General features: G+C 61.1%; 14 protein-coding genes. 1 reads left to right on the top strand and 13 read right to left on the bottom strand.

The window, feature by feature from the left end:
• Positions 1 to 12 precede the first annotated feature (12 nt).
• The 13 genes from ASD95_RS12885 to leuC form a co-directional block, all read right to left on the bottom strand.
• A complete protein-coding gene (locus tag ASD95_RS12885) occupies positions 13 to 573 on the bottom strand; it encodes a CvpA family protein (RefSeq protein WP_056722189.1) in 561 nt (186 codons plus the stop codon).
• Positions 574 to 671: 98 nt separating this feature from the next.
• Entirely contained in the window at positions 672 to 1361 is a 690-nt protein-coding gene (locus ASD95_RS12880) for an SPOR domain-containing protein (RefSeq protein WP_056722187.1), read from the bottom strand.
• Positions 1345 to 2652, bottom strand: coding sequence for a bifunctional tetrahydrofolate synthase/dihydrofolate synthase (gene folC / locus ASD95_RS12875; RefSeq protein ID WP_056722185.1), 1308 nt, complete (start codon positions 2650 to 2652; stop codon positions 1345 to 1347). Before folC ends, ASD95_RS12880 begins: the two co-directional genes overlap by 17 nt.
• Complete coding sequence (gene accD, locus ASD95_RS12870; protein ID WP_056722184.1) at positions 2649 to 3569, bottom strand: acetyl-CoA carboxylase, carboxyltransferase subunit beta; 921 nt, start codon at positions 3567 to 3569, stop codon at positions 2649 to 2651. Before accD ends, folC begins: the two co-directional genes overlap by 4 nt.
• A 217-nt stretch (positions 3570 to 3786) precedes the next feature.
• On the bottom strand, positions 3787 to 4413 hold the full coding sequence (locus ASD95_RS12865) for a phosphoribosylanthranilate isomerase (protein ID WP_056722182.1): 627 nt from the start codon (positions 4411 to 4413) through the stop codon (positions 3787 to 3789).
• Between the two features lie 63 nt (positions 4414 to 4476).
• The gene (truA, locus tag ASD95_RS12860) at positions 4477 to 5301 is read right to left on the bottom strand and encodes a tRNA pseudouridine(38-40) synthase TruA (RefSeq protein ID WP_056722181.1); all 825 of its coding nucleotides are present in this window, start codon (positions 5299 to 5301) and stop codon (positions 4477 to 4479) included.
• A 276-nt stretch (positions 5302 to 5577) separates the two neighbouring features.
• The gene (locus tag ASD95_RS12855; RefSeq protein WP_056722179.1) at positions 5578 to 8199 is read right to left on the bottom strand and encodes a FimV/HubP family polar landmark protein; all 2622 of its coding nucleotides are present in this window, start codon (positions 8197 to 8199) and stop codon (positions 5578 to 5580) included.
• Between the two features lie 206 nt (positions 8200 to 8405).
• Positions 8406 to 9416 (bottom strand): aspartate-semialdehyde dehydrogenase, encoded by a 1011-nt coding sequence (locus ASD95_RS12850; RefSeq protein WP_056722177.1) that lies wholly within the window; start codon positions 9414 to 9416, stop codon positions 8406 to 8408.
• 208 nt (positions 9417 to 9624) lie between these two features.
• On the bottom strand, positions 9625 to 10737 hold the full coding sequence (gene asd, locus ASD95_RS12845) for an aspartate-semialdehyde dehydrogenase (RefSeq protein ID WP_007975660.1): 1113 nt from the start codon (positions 10735 to 10737) through the stop codon (positions 9625 to 9627).
• A 66-nt stretch (positions 10738 to 10803) separates the two neighbouring features.
• Complete coding sequence (gene leuB, locus ASD95_RS12840) at positions 10804 to 11886, bottom strand: 3-isopropylmalate dehydrogenase (protein ID WP_056722174.1); 1083 nt, start codon at positions 11884 to 11886, stop codon at positions 10804 to 10806.
• Between the two features lie 51 nt (positions 11887 to 11937).
• Positions 11938 to 12705, bottom strand: coding sequence for a class I SAM-dependent methyltransferase (locus ASD95_RS12835; RefSeq protein ID WP_056722172.1), 768 nt, complete (start codon positions 12703 to 12705; stop codon positions 11938 to 11940).
• Between the two features lie 144 nt (positions 12706 to 12849).
• Entirely contained in the window at positions 12850 to 13494 is a 645-nt protein-coding gene (leuD, locus tag ASD95_RS12830) for a 3-isopropylmalate dehydratase small subunit (RefSeq protein WP_056722170.1), read from the bottom strand.
• A gap of 11 nt (positions 13495 to 13505) precedes the next feature.
• Complete coding sequence (gene leuC / locus ASD95_RS12825; RefSeq protein ID WP_056722167.1) at positions 13506 to 14924, bottom strand: 3-isopropylmalate dehydratase large subunit; 1419 nt, start codon at positions 14922 to 14924, stop codon at positions 13506 to 13508.
• A 147-nt stretch (positions 14925 to 15071) separates the two neighbouring features.
• On the opposite strand from leuC, the gene ASD95_RS12820 reads away from it, so the two are divergent.
• Positions 15072 to 15962, top strand: coding sequence for a LysR family transcriptional regulator (locus ASD95_RS12820; RefSeq protein WP_056722165.1), 891 nt, complete (start codon positions 15072 to 15074; stop codon positions 15960 to 15962).
• The last annotated feature ends 63 nt before the right edge of the window (positions 15963 to 16025 follow it).

Raw genomic sequence — 16025 nt, 5'->3', positions numbered from 1 at the left:
ACTGAGCACTACTCACTGAGGCGTTTTGGCCGTCGGCAAGAGTTGCTCCTTGAACGGAATATCAGCGGGTACGCTGATTCCGCTGGCAAGCCACTGACTGCTCCACCCGAGGATCAGGTTTTTGGACCAGTCTGCAACCAATAGAAATTTTGGCACGAGCTGTGACTCTTTCCACCACCCGTCCTGCTGTACCGGCCCCAGGCTCAACAGCCCGACGGCGATGACCACCAGCAACCCGCCACGCGCGGCGCCGAAGGCCATGCCGAGGAATCGGTCGGTCCCGGAGAGCCCGGTGACGCGAACCAGTTCGCCGATAAGATAATTGATCATTGCGCCTACGATTAAAGTGGCGACAAACATGATGGCACAGCCCGTGATTATACGTGCCGATGGCGTTTGAATGTACCCGCCGAGGTACTCGGACAGTGAGCCACCGAACATCCAGGCTACGACTCCTGCGATGATCCAGGTCAGCAGCGACAGAGCTTCTTTGACGAAGCCGCGGCTCAGACTGATCAATGCGGAGATGGCGACGATTGCTACGATCGCCCAGTCAACCCAGGTAAATGGCACAGTGCAGCCTACAGACGGATAAGGCGGCGCATTTTAGCAGAGCCCATGCTTATCGGTAAGCTGCGATTGTCAGTGCATTTCATATCGAGGCGATAGTTTTAGCCACGTTCCGGCTGAAAGCGCACCACAAACCCCTTGAGGTTCTGCTGGCGGTTCAGCAAGTCACGCAGCCGATCGGCTTCAGCGCGTTCGATCAACGGCCCGACAAACACCCGGTTTTTGCCGTCGGCGGTACGGATGTAGGCGTTGTAGCCCTGGCTGCGCAGGGTTTTCTGAAGTTTCTCTGCGCTTTCACGGTTCGACAGGCTGGCCAGTTGCACCGACCAACTGACGGACAAGCCATTGGCATCGATACGGCTTTGCGTGGTGTCCGGCTTGCCCGGTGCCGCGGTGATCGGCTGGGCCGGCGCTGTTGCAGGCTTGGCCGCCAATGCCGGGACCGGCGCGGGCACAGCCGGCTTGGCTGCTGGCGCTGCTGGCGCTGCTGGCGCTGCTGGCGCTGCTGGCGCTGGAGCGACCGGAACAGCTGGCACCGCCGATTCCTGCTGGGCGATTTCGTCATCGCTCGGCACGGGCTCCTGAGGTAAAGATTGCGGCTCAGGCACCACCACGGGCTCGACCTGCACCTGGGGCATCGCCGGCGCCTGCGGAGCCGCAGGCGCTTCGACCGTCACCTGGCGTTGTTCGTCCTGGCGGGAAAACAGCATCGGCAGAAAAATCACCGCCAGCGCGACCAACACCAGGGCGCCAACCATGCGCTGTTTGTATGCCTTATCCAGCAATGCCATTTGCCGCTTCCTCCGTGGAGCGCCGGGCCAGCCATTCAAGGGCCTCGGCGACACAATAAAATGATCCGAACAACAGGATTTCGTCGTCGTTCGTGGCCTGCGCGCACTGCCCTTCCAGGGCGGCCGCGACGCTGCCGTATGACGTGACCGACGCACCAAGACCTTGCAGCGCGGCGTGCAGATCCGCAACCGGACGCGCCCGAGGCGAATCCAGCGGTGCAACGGCCCAGTGCTGGACACTAGCACTCAATTCGCCGACAACACCACCCAGGTCTTTGTCCGCCAGCAGCCCGAACACCGCCAGACGCTTGCCGACCGGCGGGCGACTGGCCAGGCGACGAGCCAGATACTCCGCCGCATGGGGGTTATGCCCCACATCCAGCAATAGATTCAAGCGCTTGCCTTGCCACTCGAACTCACGGCGATCCAGACGACCGACCACCTTCGTTGCCCGCAGCGCCTCGATAATCTGCGCATCCACCCAAGGCAAGCCGAGCAGCAGGAACGCCTGCAACGCCAGCGCAGCGTTTTCCATCGGCAGATCGAGCAGTGGCAGGTCGCGCAGTTCAACCGCGCGCCCTTGCCCATCGACACCGCGCCACTGCCAGTTGTGATCGGTCACACCGAGGTCAAAATCGCGCCCCCGCAGGAAAAACGGGCAATTGAGCTCGCGCGCCTTGTCCAGCAGAGGTTGTGGAGGATTCAGATCGCCGCAGAGCGCAGGCGCGCCCTGACGGAAAATACCGGCCTTCTCGAAGGCCACGGACTCCCGGGTATCACCCAGGTAATCCGCATGATCGACGCCGATACTGGTGACCAGCGCCATGTCGGCATCCACCACGTTGACCGTGTCCAGACGACCGCCCAGTCCGACTTCCAGCACCACTGCATCGAGCCCGGAGCGTTGGAATAGCCAGAATGCCGCCAGGGTGCCCATTTCGAAGTAGGTCAGGGAAGTGTCGCCGCGCCCGGCCTCTACCGCGGCAAAGGCTTCGCACAGCTCGGTGTCCGTGGCTTCGATGCCATTGACCGTTACCCGCTCGTTGTACCGCAGCAGGTGCGGGGAGTTGTAGACCCCCACTTTCAAGCCCTGGGCCCGCAGCAAGGACGCCACGAACGCACAGGTGGAACCCTTGCCGTTGGTCCCGGTGACCGTGATCACCCGAGGCGCCGGCTTGCCCAATCCCATGCGGGACGCTACCTGCTGCGACCGCTCCAGGCCCATGTCGATGGCCGAAGGGTGCAACTGTTCAAGGTAGGCGAGCCATTCGCCAAGGGTACGTTGGGTCATAGGTTGGCAGGTACCGGTGGAACCACGATCGGCTCGATGGGTGTAGCCACGAACTTCGGCGTCGGCAGGCCCATCATTTGCGCCAGCAGGTTGCCCAGGCGCGGACGCAGTTCCTGACGGTCGATGATCATGTCGATGGCGCCGTGCTCCAGCAGGAACTCGCTGCGCTGGAAGCCTTCCGGCAGTTTTTCACGCACGGTCTGCTCGATCACGCGCGGACCGGCAAAACCGATCAATGCCTTCGGCTCGCCGACAATCACGTCGCCCAGCATCGCCAGACTGGCGGAAACGCCGCCGTAGACCGGATCGGTCAACACGGAGATGAACGGGATGCCTTCTTCGCGAAGACGAGCCAGCACCGCGGAGGTCTTGGCCATCTGCATCAGGGAAATCAGCGCTTCCTGCATCCGCGCACCGCCGGAAGCGGCGAAGCAGATCATCGGGCAACGTTTTTCCAGGGCGTAGTTGGCGGCGCGCACGAAACGCTCGCCGACGATGGCGCCCATCGAACCGCCCATGAAGGAAAACTCGAACGCCGAAACCACCACCGGCATGCCCAGCAAAGTACCGCTCATGGAAACCAGCGCATCTTTTTCGCCGGTCTGCTTTTGTGCAGCGGTCAGGCGGTCCTTGTATTTCTTGCCGTCGCGGAATTTCAGACGGTCAACCGGCTCAAGGTCCGCACCCAGCTCGGCACGGCCTTCAACATCGAGGAAGATGTCGATACGGGCACGGGCGCCGATACGCATGTGATGGTTGCACTTGGGGCAAACGTCCAGGGTCTTTTCCAGCTCCGGACGATACAGCACAGCCTCGCAAGACGGGCATTTGTGCCAAAGACCTTCAGGCACCGAGCTCTTCTTGACCTCGGAACGCATGATCGAAGGGATCAGTTTGTCTACTAACCAGTTGCTCATGCTTTCTTTCTCCAGTACCGGCGGCCCGAACGCTCTGGTTCGCGGCCCCGTGTATGCCCTAGCGCTAAATTCATGTGTGCGAAGAGGGTCGATGGACTGCCACGGTCAGCGCGAAACATGACCTGCGTGCAACCAAAAACCCTCGGATCTGCCTGCTGTGTGCAGTGCATCCGCTTTGTACAGTGCAGTGGACGGCGGCAGTCTGCCAGCCGTCACATCAACAGGTGCTACCGCGTACCGCTTTGATAAATGCCTGGATCTTTGCGTGATCCTTGATGCCCTTGCTCGCCTCTACCCCGCCGCTGACATCCACGGCATAAGGCCGCACGCGCGCAATCGCTTCGGCGACGTTATCCGGCGTCAGACCACCCGCCAGAATGATCGGCTTGCTCAAGCCTTGCGGTATCAATGACCAGTCAAATGCCTCGCCGGTTCCTCCGGGAACGCCTTCGACATAGGTGTCGAGCAGAATTCCGCTGGCACTGGCATAAGCATCGCAGGCCGCGGCGATGTCATCACCCGCCTTGACCCGCAGCGCCTTGATGTACGGGCGGTGCCAGCCTTCGCACTCGGCCACGCTTTCATCGCCGTGAAATTGCAGCAGGTCCAGGGGCACCGCATCGAGCAGCTCGCCCAATTCGCACCGGCTTGCATTGACGAACAAGCCCACGGTGGTCACGAACGGCGGTAGCGCCTTGATGATCGAGCGCGCCTGCTGGAACGTCACCGCACGGGGGCTTTTGGCGTAGAACACGAATCCGATGGCGTCCGCCCCGGCCTCGACGGCTGCCAGCGCATCCTCTATGCGGGTAATCCCACAGATCTTGCTGCGAACGGCTGACATGTCGACACAACTCCAAGACAAATCCGGGAAAGTCCCGGATGGTAACAAAAGCATTCGAGGGCGTCAGCCGCCAAGTTCCGAGAAGCCGGTCAGAAAGTGTGGACCAATGTAACGCTCGGGCAACTCGAACTCGTCACGGTACTCGACCTGCACCAGATACAAACCGAATGGATGCGCGGTCACGCCACCGGTCCGTCGAATCCGGCTCTCCAGCACCTCTTTCATCCACTCCACGGGGCGTTCTCCAGCGCCAATGGTCATCAGCACGCCGGCAATGTTGCGCACCATGTGATGCAGGAACGCGCTGGCGCGAATATCCAGCACGATCATCTTGCCGTGACGGGTGACGCGCAGGTGATGCAACTCCTTGATCGGCGACTTGGCCTGGCACTGACCGGCGCGAAAAGCACTGAAATCATGGGTGCCGAGCAGGTACTGGGCGGCCTCCGCCATGCGTTCGACGTCCAGCGGACGGTGGTTCCAGGTCACTTCTTCGTTCAGGTGCGCCGGGCGAATCTGATCGTTGTAGATCACGTAGCGATAACGCCGGGCAATGGCCTTGAACCGCGCATGGAAGTGCGCCGGCATGACCTTGGCCCAACTGACACTGACATCGTGGGGCAGGTTGATGTTGGCGCCCATGGTCCAGGCCTTCATCGAACGCTCGACCCGGGTGTCAAAATGCACCACCTGCCCGCAGGCATGCACCCCGGCGTCGGTACGCCCGGCGCACATCAGCGAAACGGGTGAGTCGGCGACTTTGGACAAGGCGTTTTCGAGGGTTTCCTGCACGGTAAGCACCCCGGACGCCTGGCGTTGCCAGCCGCGGTAGCGCGAGCCTTTGTATTCGACGCCCAGCGCGATCCGGAAAAAGCCGTCGGCTGCCATTTCGGCGGCCGGGTTATCTATATTTGCCAAGGAGGGACAGCCTGATGATGTACCAAAGGTGGGCATTATAAGGCCGCCGGGCGGGGATGCCAGAGGGATCTCCATTGACTGTTCCGGCGCCTTCGCGGGCAAGCCCGCTCCCACAGGGTTCTGTGGCGTTCACAAAACCTGTGGGGCTTGCCCGCGAAGGCGCCACAGCAAACGACATCAACTCATCGGTCAAACAAAAACGGCAGCCTCAATGGGCTGCCGCTTTTTTTACAACCTGCCGATCACTCAAGCCAGGCGCGAAAGCATTTCCTCGGCTTCACTCTTCTGCTCGGCACTGCCTTCGCTTACTACCTCATTGAGGATGTCGCGAGCACCGTCACTGTCGCCCATGTCGATATAGGCCTGAGCCAGATCGAGCTTGGTAGCGGCTTCGTCAGTGCCCGAGAGGAAGTCGAAGTCATCATCGCTATCCAGTGCGGCATCCGCTTCGGTAAAGGTCGGCTCGCCGATGCTGCTGGACAGGCTCTCAAGCTCGGCGTTGACAACATCCAGCTCTGCCGCGAACGCATCCGGCGTGCCCAGTTCGTCCAGTTCGTCGGCCAGCGACAGATCGAAATCGGCCGGCAATTCCAGGTCATCCAGCGCGACCTCAGGAACAGCCGGGGTTTCGGCAACCGGAAAATCCTTCACACCCTCATCCAGATCCAGCAGGAAATCGTCTTCTGCCAGCATCGCCGGCGACGGTTGCGCACCGAGATCCAGGTCGAGGTCGAAGTCCGACAGATCGTCGAGGTTTTCCTTGATTTCAGTCTGCTGCTGCAACACCGACTCAAAACTCAGATCGTCGTCCAGCGGGAACTCGTCCAGGTCCGCTGGTGCTGCCACCTCAGGCTCCGGTGCAGGCACAGGCGTCACAGGTGTAATCGCGTCCAGATCATCCAGGCTCAGGTCGAAGGCGCTGTCGAGGTCATCTTCGAACGGTGTTGGCTCTGGCTCTGACGCCGGTGCTTGCGGCTCATCAAGCAACAGGTCCTTGACGTATTGCGCGTCCAGCTCCGCAGCAACGGCGGCTGCAGCGATGCCACCGGCAGCCACCAGCACCATGGCCGGGAAGCGGTTTTTGAGCTTTTCAACCTGGGCGAAGTTGTCGCCATTGGCCACCAACTGACGCTCCTGGCCGACGAACGCATCGCGGTCGCCTTGCTGGCCATAGACTTCCATCAGCTTCAGGCGCAAGTCGCTGCGCTTGGGCTCTTGCTTGACACCGTCCTCCAGCAACGCGGCAGCCTGGTTCAGGCGACCGGCATTGATGTGCGACTGAGCCTGGCCCAGCACGTCGCTGGAACGTTCGGCAGCCGGCGCCACCAGTGGCGCGGCGATCGGCGTGGTCATCACCACCGGTGCAACCACCGGCGCGGGCGTGGGAGCTGGCGTCGGAGCAGTCGCCAGCTTCACGCTCGGCGGTGGAACTTCCAGGCCATCGAAGCTACTTTCCGGCAAGTCGAGATCGGCCGAGAACGGCTGTTCTTCGGCCAGGGCACGGGCCATGCGCAGATGTTTTTCAGCTTCTTGCTGGGCTTTGCGGCGACGCGCCAGCAACAGCAGCAGGAGTAGCAGAATCACCGCACCGCCACCGACCAGGCCCAGCAGCACCGGATTGGTCAGCAATTCATTGAATTTCTGATCGTCGGATGCCGCCGGTGCCGCCTCGACAGGCTTCTCGGTCGGCGCCGGAGTTGCCTCGGGCGCAGGCGCAACCGGTGCAGTTTCAGCCGGAGCAGGTGCCGTGGCCGGGTTGGCAGCCAGCTCGGCCGACATTGCCGGCGCGGTCGCAGCCGCTGGTGCAGTCGCAGCACCCTCGGTTTGCAACTTGGCCAATTGATTGTTCTTCAGCTCGATCAAGCGTTGCAGCTTGTCCACCTGGCTTTGCAGGTCGGCCATGCGGCTTTTCAGTTCGGCGTTATCACGACGACTGGTGTCGAGGCTTTCCTGGGTCACCGCCAGCTTGTTGCTGAGGGCCTTGGCATCTCCCGCCGCCCCTTTACCAGGGTTCTTGCCGGATTCTGCAGACACCAGGCTCAGCTTGTCGGTGGCCGACTGCGCGGGAGCACCCTCGGTGCGAGCGCGATTGGTAGCGTCGAGCTGTTGCTGCCCTGCCCCGGGTTTCGCCACATAGCGGCGGCCCTGGCGCCAGGCCTTGTTCTGCGCGGCCACTTCAGCAATGGCCTTGGCTTGCGGCAGGCCCGTGCTCTGTGCCTGGTCCGGCATGCGCAGCACCTGGCCGGTTTTCAGGCGGTTGATGTTGCCGTCGATAAAGGCATCCGGGTTCAACGCCTGGATGGCCAGCATGGTTTGCTGGATCGAACCGCCATTACGCGCCTTCGCGGCGATTTCCCACAGGGTATCGCGCGGCGTGGTGGTGTATTGCGACGGCTTGGTCGCACCGGTGACGGGCGCAGCAACCGTTGACGTCGGCTGCGCAGCCGCTTCAGCGGTTTGCGGCGAGAACTTGGACGGATCGAGCAGCACACTGTAGTCGCGCAGCAAACGGCCGTTCGGCCACATGACCTGAACCAGGAACTTCACCATGGGTTCGGACAGAGGCTTGCTGGAGGTCACGCGCAGGATGCTTTTGCCGCTGGCGTTGAGCACCGGGGTGAAGGTCAAGTCGTTGAGAAATGCCTGGCGGTCGACACCGGCCTTGGCGAAATCCTCTGGTGAAGCCAGGCTCGGCACCACTTCGGCAGCGGTGAGATCCTTGACATCGAGCAGCTCGATTTCTGCCACCAACGGCTGGTTGAGCGTCGATTTCAGGGTCAACTCCCCGAGCCCGAGGGCATGCGCCATACCGGAGGACAGCGCCGAGGCGGCCGCTATTGCTAACACCAGTTTGCGAACTTGAACCATTAGCTCATCCTTAGTTTGAACATTCCTCGGCCAGCGAGAAGGTATTGATAGTCGCTGCCGTAAGGCATTGCGCGCAACGGCGAGGGTCGTCGCGCGCGATCATTTCATTGATGCCCGGCAAAGCCCCGCAGAGTGGCTCTGCCTTCAGTACTCCGGCAAGCATAGGCTCGCGAGGAATCATTCGACAAATTGTTGCAAAGTATCTTTTACAGCAGGTCTTTAATCAACAACTCGGCCAGTTGCACAGCGTTGAGCGCCGCGCCTTTGCGTACGTTATCTGACGTCAGCCACAGATTAAGTTCCGACGTGTCGTCAATACCATGACGAACCCGACCAACGTAGACCACATCCTGCCCTACTGCATCGCCCACCGGGGTCGGGTAATCACCGGCTTCCACCAGCTCGATGCCGGGCGCATCTTCCAGGGCCGCATTGACTTTCCCCAGGTCGATTTCACTCGCGGACTGCAGGGTCACGCTATAGCTATCGCCAAAAAACACCGGGGCTTGAATGCAAGTGACGGAAATCTTCAATGAAGGCCGCGCCATGACCTGACGCAGCTCACGTACCAGGCGTTTTTCCAGCAACGTATGACCTTGCTCATCCGGCTTGCCGACCTGGGCCAACAGGTTGAAGGCCATCTGCCGATCAAAGAATTTCGGCTCCAGCGGCCGCACATTCAGCAGTTCAGCGGTCTGCCGGGCGAGCTCGCTCACGGCTTCACGGCCCTGGGCCGATACCGCAAGGCTCGCGGTCAGGCTGATGCGCTGCAAATCGAGCAAATCCATCAGTGGCGCGAGCACCACTGCCAGCGTGGTGGCCGACGGGCTTGGGCTGCTGACCTGAAAGGGCTTTTTCAAACCGGCCAACACCTGGGCGTTGGCCTCTGGCACGACCTGCGGCGCCTTTTCGGCCGGCAAGGCACCGGAGAGATCGATCACCGAGCAACCGGCATCGCTGGCGCGGGAAGCGAAACTCAACGAAACCGCCGGGCCGGCGGCAAAGAATGCTAATTGCACCTTGCTGAAGTCGAACTCATCGACTTCCCGTACCCGCACGTTCTTGCCGCGAAACGGTACCGAACTGCCGGCCGATTCGCTGCTGGCCAACAGGTGCAGGGTGCCGATCGGGAAATCGCGCTCTTCGAGAATCTGCACGAGTGTTTCGCCGACAGTACCGGTGGCGCCGATCACGGCAATATCAATGGTCTGGCTCATGGGTTTTACCTCTGGCGAAACGGGGGGAGCGGCACTTTACCGGGTGGTTGGCGGTTCGGCAATTTAGAACAAAAGATCGCAGCCTTCGGCAGCTCCTACAAAGGAATGCGAGCACCTGTAGGAGCTGCCGAAGGCTGCGATCTTTTAACGGCCAATAAAAAAACCCGCACCTCTTTCAAGGCGCGGGTTCTTTCATTGCATCAAACGATCAACGCTCGAGCAGGATCCGCAGCATGCGGCGCAGCGGTTCGGCCGCGCCCCACAGCAACTGGTCGCCGACGGTGAACGCGCCGACAAATTGCGAACCCATGTTCAGCTTGCGCAGACGGCCAACCGGGATGTTCAGGGTGCCGGTGACCTTGTTCGGGCTCAGCTCCTGAATGCTGGTTTCGCGGCTGTTCGGCACCAGCTTGACCCAAGGGTTGTGCTGGCTGATCAGTCCTTCGATATCAGCGATCGGTACGTCTTTGTTCAACTTGATGGTCAGCGCCTGGCTGTGGCAGCGCATGGCGCCGATGCGCACGCAGATGCCATCGACCGGGATCGGGCTCTTGAAGCGACCGAGGATCTTGTTGGTCTCGGCCTGGGCCTTCCACTCTTCGCGGCTCTGACCGTTCGGCAGTTCCTTGTCGATCCATGGGATCAGGCTGCCGGCCAGCGGTACACCGAAGTTTTCAGTCGGGTACGCGTCACTGCGCATGGCTTCAGCCACACGACGGTCGATGTCGAGGATCGCGCTGGCCGGATCGGCCAGTTGATCGGCAACAGCGGCGTGGGTCGCGCCCATTTGCTTGATCAGTTCACGCATGTTCTGCGCGCCGGCACCGGATGCCGCCTGATAGGTCATGGCGCTCATCCACTCCACCAGGCCAGCCTCGAACAGGCCACCAAGGCCCATCAGCATCAGGCTGACGGTGCAGTTGCCGCCGATGTAGTTCTTGGTGCCCGCATCCAGCTGCTGGTCGATGACCTTGCGGTTCACCGGATCCAGAACGATCACCGCGTCATCCTGCATGCGCAGGCTGGAAGCGGCATCGATCCAGTAACCCTGCCAGCCGGCTTCACGCAGCTTGGGGAAGACTTCGCTGGTGTAGTCGCCACCCTGGCAGGTCAGAATCACGTCGAGGGTTTTCAGCTCTTCAATGCTGTAAGCGTCCTTGAGCGGAGCAATGTCCTTGCCCACGGACGGGCCTTGGCCACCGACATTGGAAGTGGTGAAAAACACCGGCTCGATAAGATCGAAATCCTGCTCTTCCAGCATCCGCTGCATGAGCACGGAACCGACCATGCCGCGCCAACCGATCAGACCTACACGTTTCATCGCAACTACACCTTCTTGAAATGTGGACCGCTACCTTGTCTTGAATTTGGCAGCGGGCCCGAGAGATTACAGATTCCGCAGCGCGGCGACTACTGCGTCACCCATTTCCTGCGTACCGACTTTAGTGCAACCGGCCGACCAGATGTCACCGGTGCGCAAGCCCTGATCCAGCACCAGGCTGACGGCTTTCTCGATGGCATCGGCCGCGGCCTGCTGGTTGAAGCTGTAACGCAACATCATCGACACCGACAAAATGGTCGCCAACGGGTTGGCAATGCCCTTGCCCGCGATGTCCGGCGCCGAACCGTGGCACGGCTCGTACATGCCCTTGTTGTTGGTGTCCAGGGACGCCGACGGCAGCATGCCGATGGAACCGGTGAGCATCGAGGCCTGGTCGGACAGGATGTCGCCAAACATGTTGTCGGTGACGATCACGTCGAACTGCTTCGGTGCGCGCACCAGCTGCATCGCGGCGTTGTCGACGTACATGTGGCTCAGTTCGACTTCAGGATAATCCTTGGCCACTTGTTCGACCACTTCACGCCACAGTTGGCTGGAGGCCAGTACGTTGGCCTTGTCCACCGAGCACAGCTTCTTGCCACGGACCATGGCCATGTCGAAACCGACACGGGCGATGCGGCGGATTTCGCTTTCGCTGTACGGCAGGGTGTCATAGGACTGACGCTCGCCGTTTTCCAGGGTACGGGTACCGCGTGGCGCACCGAAGTAGATGCCGCCGGTCAATTCGCGAACGATCAGGATGTCCAGCCCGGAAACGATTTCCGGCTTCAGGCTGGAAGCCTCGGCCAGTTGCGGGTACAGGATCGCCGGACGCAGGTTGCCGAACAGGCCCAGTTGCGCACGGATCTTCAGCAGGCCGCGCTCAGGGCGGATGTCACGCTCGATCGCATCCCATTTCGGACCGCCAACGGCGCCCAGCAATACGGCGTCAGCCGCGCGGGCACGTTCCAGGGTTTCGTCGGCCAAGGGCACGCCATGCTTGTCGATGGCTGCGCCGCCGATCACGTCATGACTGAGCTCGAAACCCAGGGCGAACTTGTCGCTGGCCAATTCCAGCACCTTGACCGCTTCGGCCATGATTTCCGGGCCAATACCGTCACCTGGGAGAATCAGAATCTGCTTGCTCATGCTTTCCTCATGTCATCAGTCGGTGCGCCCATGGACGCACCCGGAAAAATTCTATCGTTCAGCCATCAGCACCAGTACATCGGTACTGAACGAACCATCGGCCTCAATCTCGAAATATTCGCGCACTTCATTGCCCATCGACTGCTGCAACTCGCGGATCGCCGCGCGCATCACTTCAGGCGTGCGCATGCGCTCGACCCAGCTGTTGTACTCCAGGCGCAGGCGCTGACGAGTGGTACTGCGGGTGTGCAGCCCCGCCTCGCTGACCTGACGCAACCACTCGCCGGCGGAATAATCGCGCACATGACTGGTGTCGCGCAGCACTTCGACGCTTTGCAGGTAAGTGTCGAACAGTGGGCTACCCGGTGACAACACGTCGACGAACGCCGCCACGCCGCCCGACTTCAGGACTCGACGCACCTCACGCAGGGCCACGCCCAGATCACTCCAATGGTGCGCCGAATAGCGGCTGAAGACGAAATCGAATTCGCCATCGGCAAACGGCAGGCGCTCAGCGGCACCATTGACCGTGGTCACGTTGCTCAAGCCACGGTCGACAGCGGCAGCGGTCACCACGTCGAGCATCTGCCGGGACAGGTCGTAGGCCACCACTTCTTTCACCAATGAGGCTACGTGAAAACTCACGTGACCGGCACCACACCCAAGGTCCAGGACCCGGGCATCGCCCCGCCCCGCCAGTTCGGCCTGTAGCAGCGCGAACTCGGTGCCTTGAGCGTGTACGGCGCTGCTCAGGTAGGCCGAAGCCTGTTCACCGAATTGCTTCTGGACTACCTGGCTGTGCTGGGCGGTGCTGGTCATGGGGACTTCCTTTTTGGGGTTTAGCCTTATGTCGTCTGAGCTACCGTCTTCGCGAGCAAGCCCGCTCCCACAGGTTTTGTGAACGCCGCAATCCAGTGTGGGAGCGAGCTTGCTCGCGATGGCGTCATTACGCCTTACGCAAAATCAAGCGTCGCGAAACAACCAAGGCTGGCTCGCACGATGCCTGGCTTCAAACGTCGCAATCGCATCGCCGTCCTGCAAGGTCAGGCCGATATCGTCCAGGCCGTTGAGCAGGCAGTGTTTGCGGAACGCATCGATTTCGAAGCTCAACACCTTGCCGTCAGGGCGGGTCACGGTCTGGGCTTGCAGGTCGACCTGCAACTGGTAGCCCGGATTGGCCTCGACCTGCTGGAACAGTTCATCGACTTCGGCATCGCTCAAGATGATCGGCAGCAAGCCGTTCTTGAAGCTGTTGTTGAAGAAGATGTCGGCATAGCTCGGCGCGATGATGCTGCGGAAACCGTACTCTTCCAGCGCCCACGGCGCGTGCTCGCGGCTGGAGCCGCAACCGAAGTTCTCACGGGCCAGCAACACGCTGGCGCCCTGGTAACGTTCGGCGTTGAGGACGAAGTCCTTGTTCAGCGGACGCTTGGAGTTGTCCTGGTAAGGCTGGCCCACATCCAGGTAGCGCCATTCATCGAACAGGTTCGGGCCGAAGCCCGTGCGCTTGATCGACTTCAAGAACTGCTTCGGGATGATCTGGTCGGTGTCGACGTTGGCACGATCCAAAGGCGCGACAAGACCAGTGTGCTGGGTAAAAGCTTTCATGCTGCGCTCCTTTAGATCAATTCACGGACGTCGATGAAACGACCGTTCACAGCGGCGGCCGCGGCCATGGCCGGGCTGACGAGGTGGGTACGACCACCGGCGCCCTGACGGCCTTCGAAGTTACGGTTGGAGGTCGAGGCGCAATGCTCGCCGGACTCCAAACGGTCCGGGTTCATCGCCAGGCACATCGAGCAACCCGGCTCGCGCCATTCGAAACCGGCTTCGAGGAAAATCTTGTCCAGGCCTTCCGACTCCGCCTGGGCTTTGACCAGACCCGAGCCCGGCACGACGATGGCCTGCTTGATGGTCGAGGCCACTTTGCGGCCCTTGGCGATCACCGCCGCGGCACGCAGGTCTTCGATCCGCGAGTTGGTGCACGAACCGATGAACACGCGGTCGAGCTGAATGTCGGTGATCGCCTGGTTGGCGGTCAAACCCATGTACTTCAAGGCGCGCTCGATGGAACCGCGCTTGACCAGGTCCATTTCCTTCGCAGGATCCGGCACGTTCTGGTCCACCGCCAACACCATCTCAGGCGAAGTGCCCCAGCTGACTTGCGGCTTGATCTGGGTCGCATCGAGCTCAACGACGGTGTCGAACACCGCATCGGCATCGGACACCAAGTCTTTCCAGGCTTCAACGGCCAGTTCCCATTCCGCGCCTTTCGGAGCAAATGGACGGCCCTTGACGTAAGCCACGGTCTTTTCGTCCGCAGCCACCAGGCCTACGCGAGCGCCGGCTTCGATGGACATGTTGCAGATGGTCATGCGGCCTTCAACGGACAGGTCGCGAATCGCGCTGCCGGCGAATTCGATGGCGTGGCCGTTACCGCCGGCGGTGCCGATCTTGCCGATCACGGCGAGCACGATGTCCTTGGCGGTCACGCCGAACGGCAATTGGCCTTCGACCACTACCCGCATGTTCTTCATTTTCTTGGCGACCAGGCACTGGGTGGCGAGCACATGCTCGACCTCGGAGGTGCCGATACCGTGAGCCAGGGCGCCGAACGCGCCGTGGGTCGAGGTGTGGGAGTCGCCGCAGACCACGGTCATGCCCGGCAAGGTCGCGCCCTGCTCCGGGCCGATGACGTGGACGATGCCCTGGCGAACGTCGTTCATCTTGAACTCGACGATGCCGTATTCATCGCAGTTGTCGTCGAGGGTCTGGACTTGCAGGCGCGAGACCTGGTCAACGATGGCGTCGATGCCGCCCTTGCGCTCCGGCGTGGTCGGTACGTTGTGGTCCGGGGTCGCGATGTTGGCATCGATGCGCCATGGCTTGCGCCCGGCCAGACGCAGGCCTTCGAAGGCTTGCGGCGAGGTCACTTCGTGGATGATGTGACGATCGATGTAGATCAGCGCGGAGCCATCGTCGCGCTGCTTGACCAAATGCGAATCCCAGAGCTTGTCGTAGAGCGTTTTGCCGGCCATCAGACGGTTCCTCATCAGCTTGTTTCTATGCCCCGGGTCTTGAAGTGCTCAATAACCCTTTGGCTTGTGAGGCTGATCCTATGGGGTTACATTAAATAACTCAAATTCATATTTTTTATGCTTTGGATAACCAAGTGGAATACAACCATGGACCTGGCCAACCTCAATGCTTTTATTGCCATCGCCGAGACCGGAAGCTTCTCCGGCGCCGGCGAACGACTGCACCTGACCCAGCCTGCGATCAGCAAACGCATCGCCGGGCTGGAGCAGCAATTGAAGGTGCGCCTGTTCGATCGTTTGGGGCGTGAAGTGAGCCTGACCGAGGCCGGGCGCGCCCTGCTGCCGCGGGCCTACCAGATTCTCAATGTTCTCGATGATACGCGCCGTGCCCTGACCAACCTCACGGGCGAAGTGACCGGCCGTCTGACCCTGGCCACCAGTCACCACATCGGCCTGCACCGTTTGCCGCCCTTATTAAGGGAGTTCACCCGACGCTACCCACAGGTGGCGCTGGATATTCAGTTCCTCGATTCGGAAGTGGCCTACGAGGAAATTCTCCATGGCCGCGCCGAACTGGCGGTCATTACCCTGGCACCGGAACCCCATGCACTGGTCCAGGCCACCCCGGTGTGGGACGACCCGCTGGATTTCGTGGTTGCCCCGGAGCATTCGTTGCTCAATAACGGCAAGGTCAGCCTGGCGGACATCGCCCGACACCCGGCGGTCTTCCCCGGCGGCAACACCTTCACCCACCACATTGTGCAGCGGCTGTTTGAAGCCCAGGGCCTGACGCCCAACATCGCCATGAGTACCAATTACCTGGAAACCATCAAGATGATGGTCTCGATCGGCCTGGCCTGGAGCGTTTTGCCGCGCACCATGCTCGATGAGCAGGTGGCGCGCATACCTTTGCCGGGCATACAACTCACTCGCCAGCTAGGCTATATCCTGCACACGGAAAGGACACTGTCGAACGCCGCGCGGGCCTTCATGGCGCTGCTGGATGCTCAACTCGATCCGCCAGGGACTCAAGGCTAAGTTGTGCTACTCCTATAGAGCCGCGAATTCCCGTGCCAAACGCCCATTCAGCCTAAGGCTTGC

Origin of the sequence: Pseudomonas sp. Root71, assembly GCF_001429045.1 — a bacterium.
In the GTDB taxonomy this organism is placed as follows: domain Bacteria; phylum Pseudomonadota; class Gammaproteobacteria; order Pseudomonadales; family Pseudomonadaceae; genus Aquipseudomonas; species Aquipseudomonas monachiensis.
The sequence above is the reverse complement of the archived record's forward strand: the minus strand, read 5'-3'. Positions and strand labels throughout refer to the sequence as shown.

What these genes read in the sequence shown, in the direction of transcription:
- ASD95_RS12880 (WP_056722187.1), bottom strand. Translation starts at nt 1,361, where the DNA reads ATGGCATTGCTGGATAAGGCATACAAACAGCGCATGGTTGGCGCCCTG.
- folC (WP_056722185.1), bottom strand. Translation starts at nt 2,652, where the DNA reads ATGACCCAACGTACCCTTGGCGAATGGCTCGCCTACCTTGAACAGTTG.
- accD (WP_056722184.1), bottom strand. Translation starts at nt 3,569, where the DNA reads ATGAGCAACTGGTTAGTAGACAAACTGATCCCTTCGATCATGCGTTCC.
- ASD95_RS12865 (WP_056722182.1), bottom strand. Translation starts at nt 4,413, where the DNA reads ATGTCAGCCGTTCGCAGCAAGATCTGTGGGATTACCCGCATAGAGGAT.
- truA (WP_056722181.1), bottom strand. Translation starts at nt 5,301, where the DNA reads ATGGCAGCCGACGGCTTTTTCCGGATCGCGCTGGGCGTCGAATACAAA.
- ASD95_RS12855 (WP_056722179.1), bottom strand. Translation starts at nt 8,199, where the DNA reads ATGGTTCAAGTTCGCAAACTGGTGTTAGCAATAGCGGCCGCCTCGGCG.
- ASD95_RS12850 (WP_056722177.1), bottom strand. Translation starts at nt 9,416, where the DNA reads ATGAGCCAGACCATTGATATTGCCGTGATCGGCGCCACCGGTACTGTC.
- asd (WP_007975660.1), bottom strand. Translation starts at nt 10,737, where the DNA reads ATGAAACGTGTAGGTCTGATCGGTTGGCGCGGCATGGTCGGTTCCGTG.
- leuB (WP_056722174.1), bottom strand. Translation starts at nt 11,886, where the DNA reads ATGAGCAAGCAGATTCTGATTCTCCCAGGTGACGGTATTGGCCCGGAA.
- ASD95_RS12835 (WP_056722172.1), bottom strand. Translation starts at nt 12,705, where the DNA reads ATGACCAGCACCGCCCAGCACAGCCAGGTAGTCCAGAAGCAATTCGGT.
- leuD (WP_056722170.1), bottom strand. Translation starts at nt 13,494, where the DNA reads ATGAAAGCTTTTACCCAGCACACTGGTCTTGTCGCGCCTTTGGATCGT.
- leuC (WP_056722167.1), bottom strand. Translation starts at nt 14,924, where the DNA reads ATGGCCGGCAAAACGCTCTACGACAAGCTCTGGGATTCGCATTTGGTC.
- ASD95_RS12820 (WP_056722165.1), top strand. Translation starts at nt 15,072, where the DNA reads ATGGACCTGGCCAACCTCAATGCTTTTATTGCCATCGCCGAGACCGGA.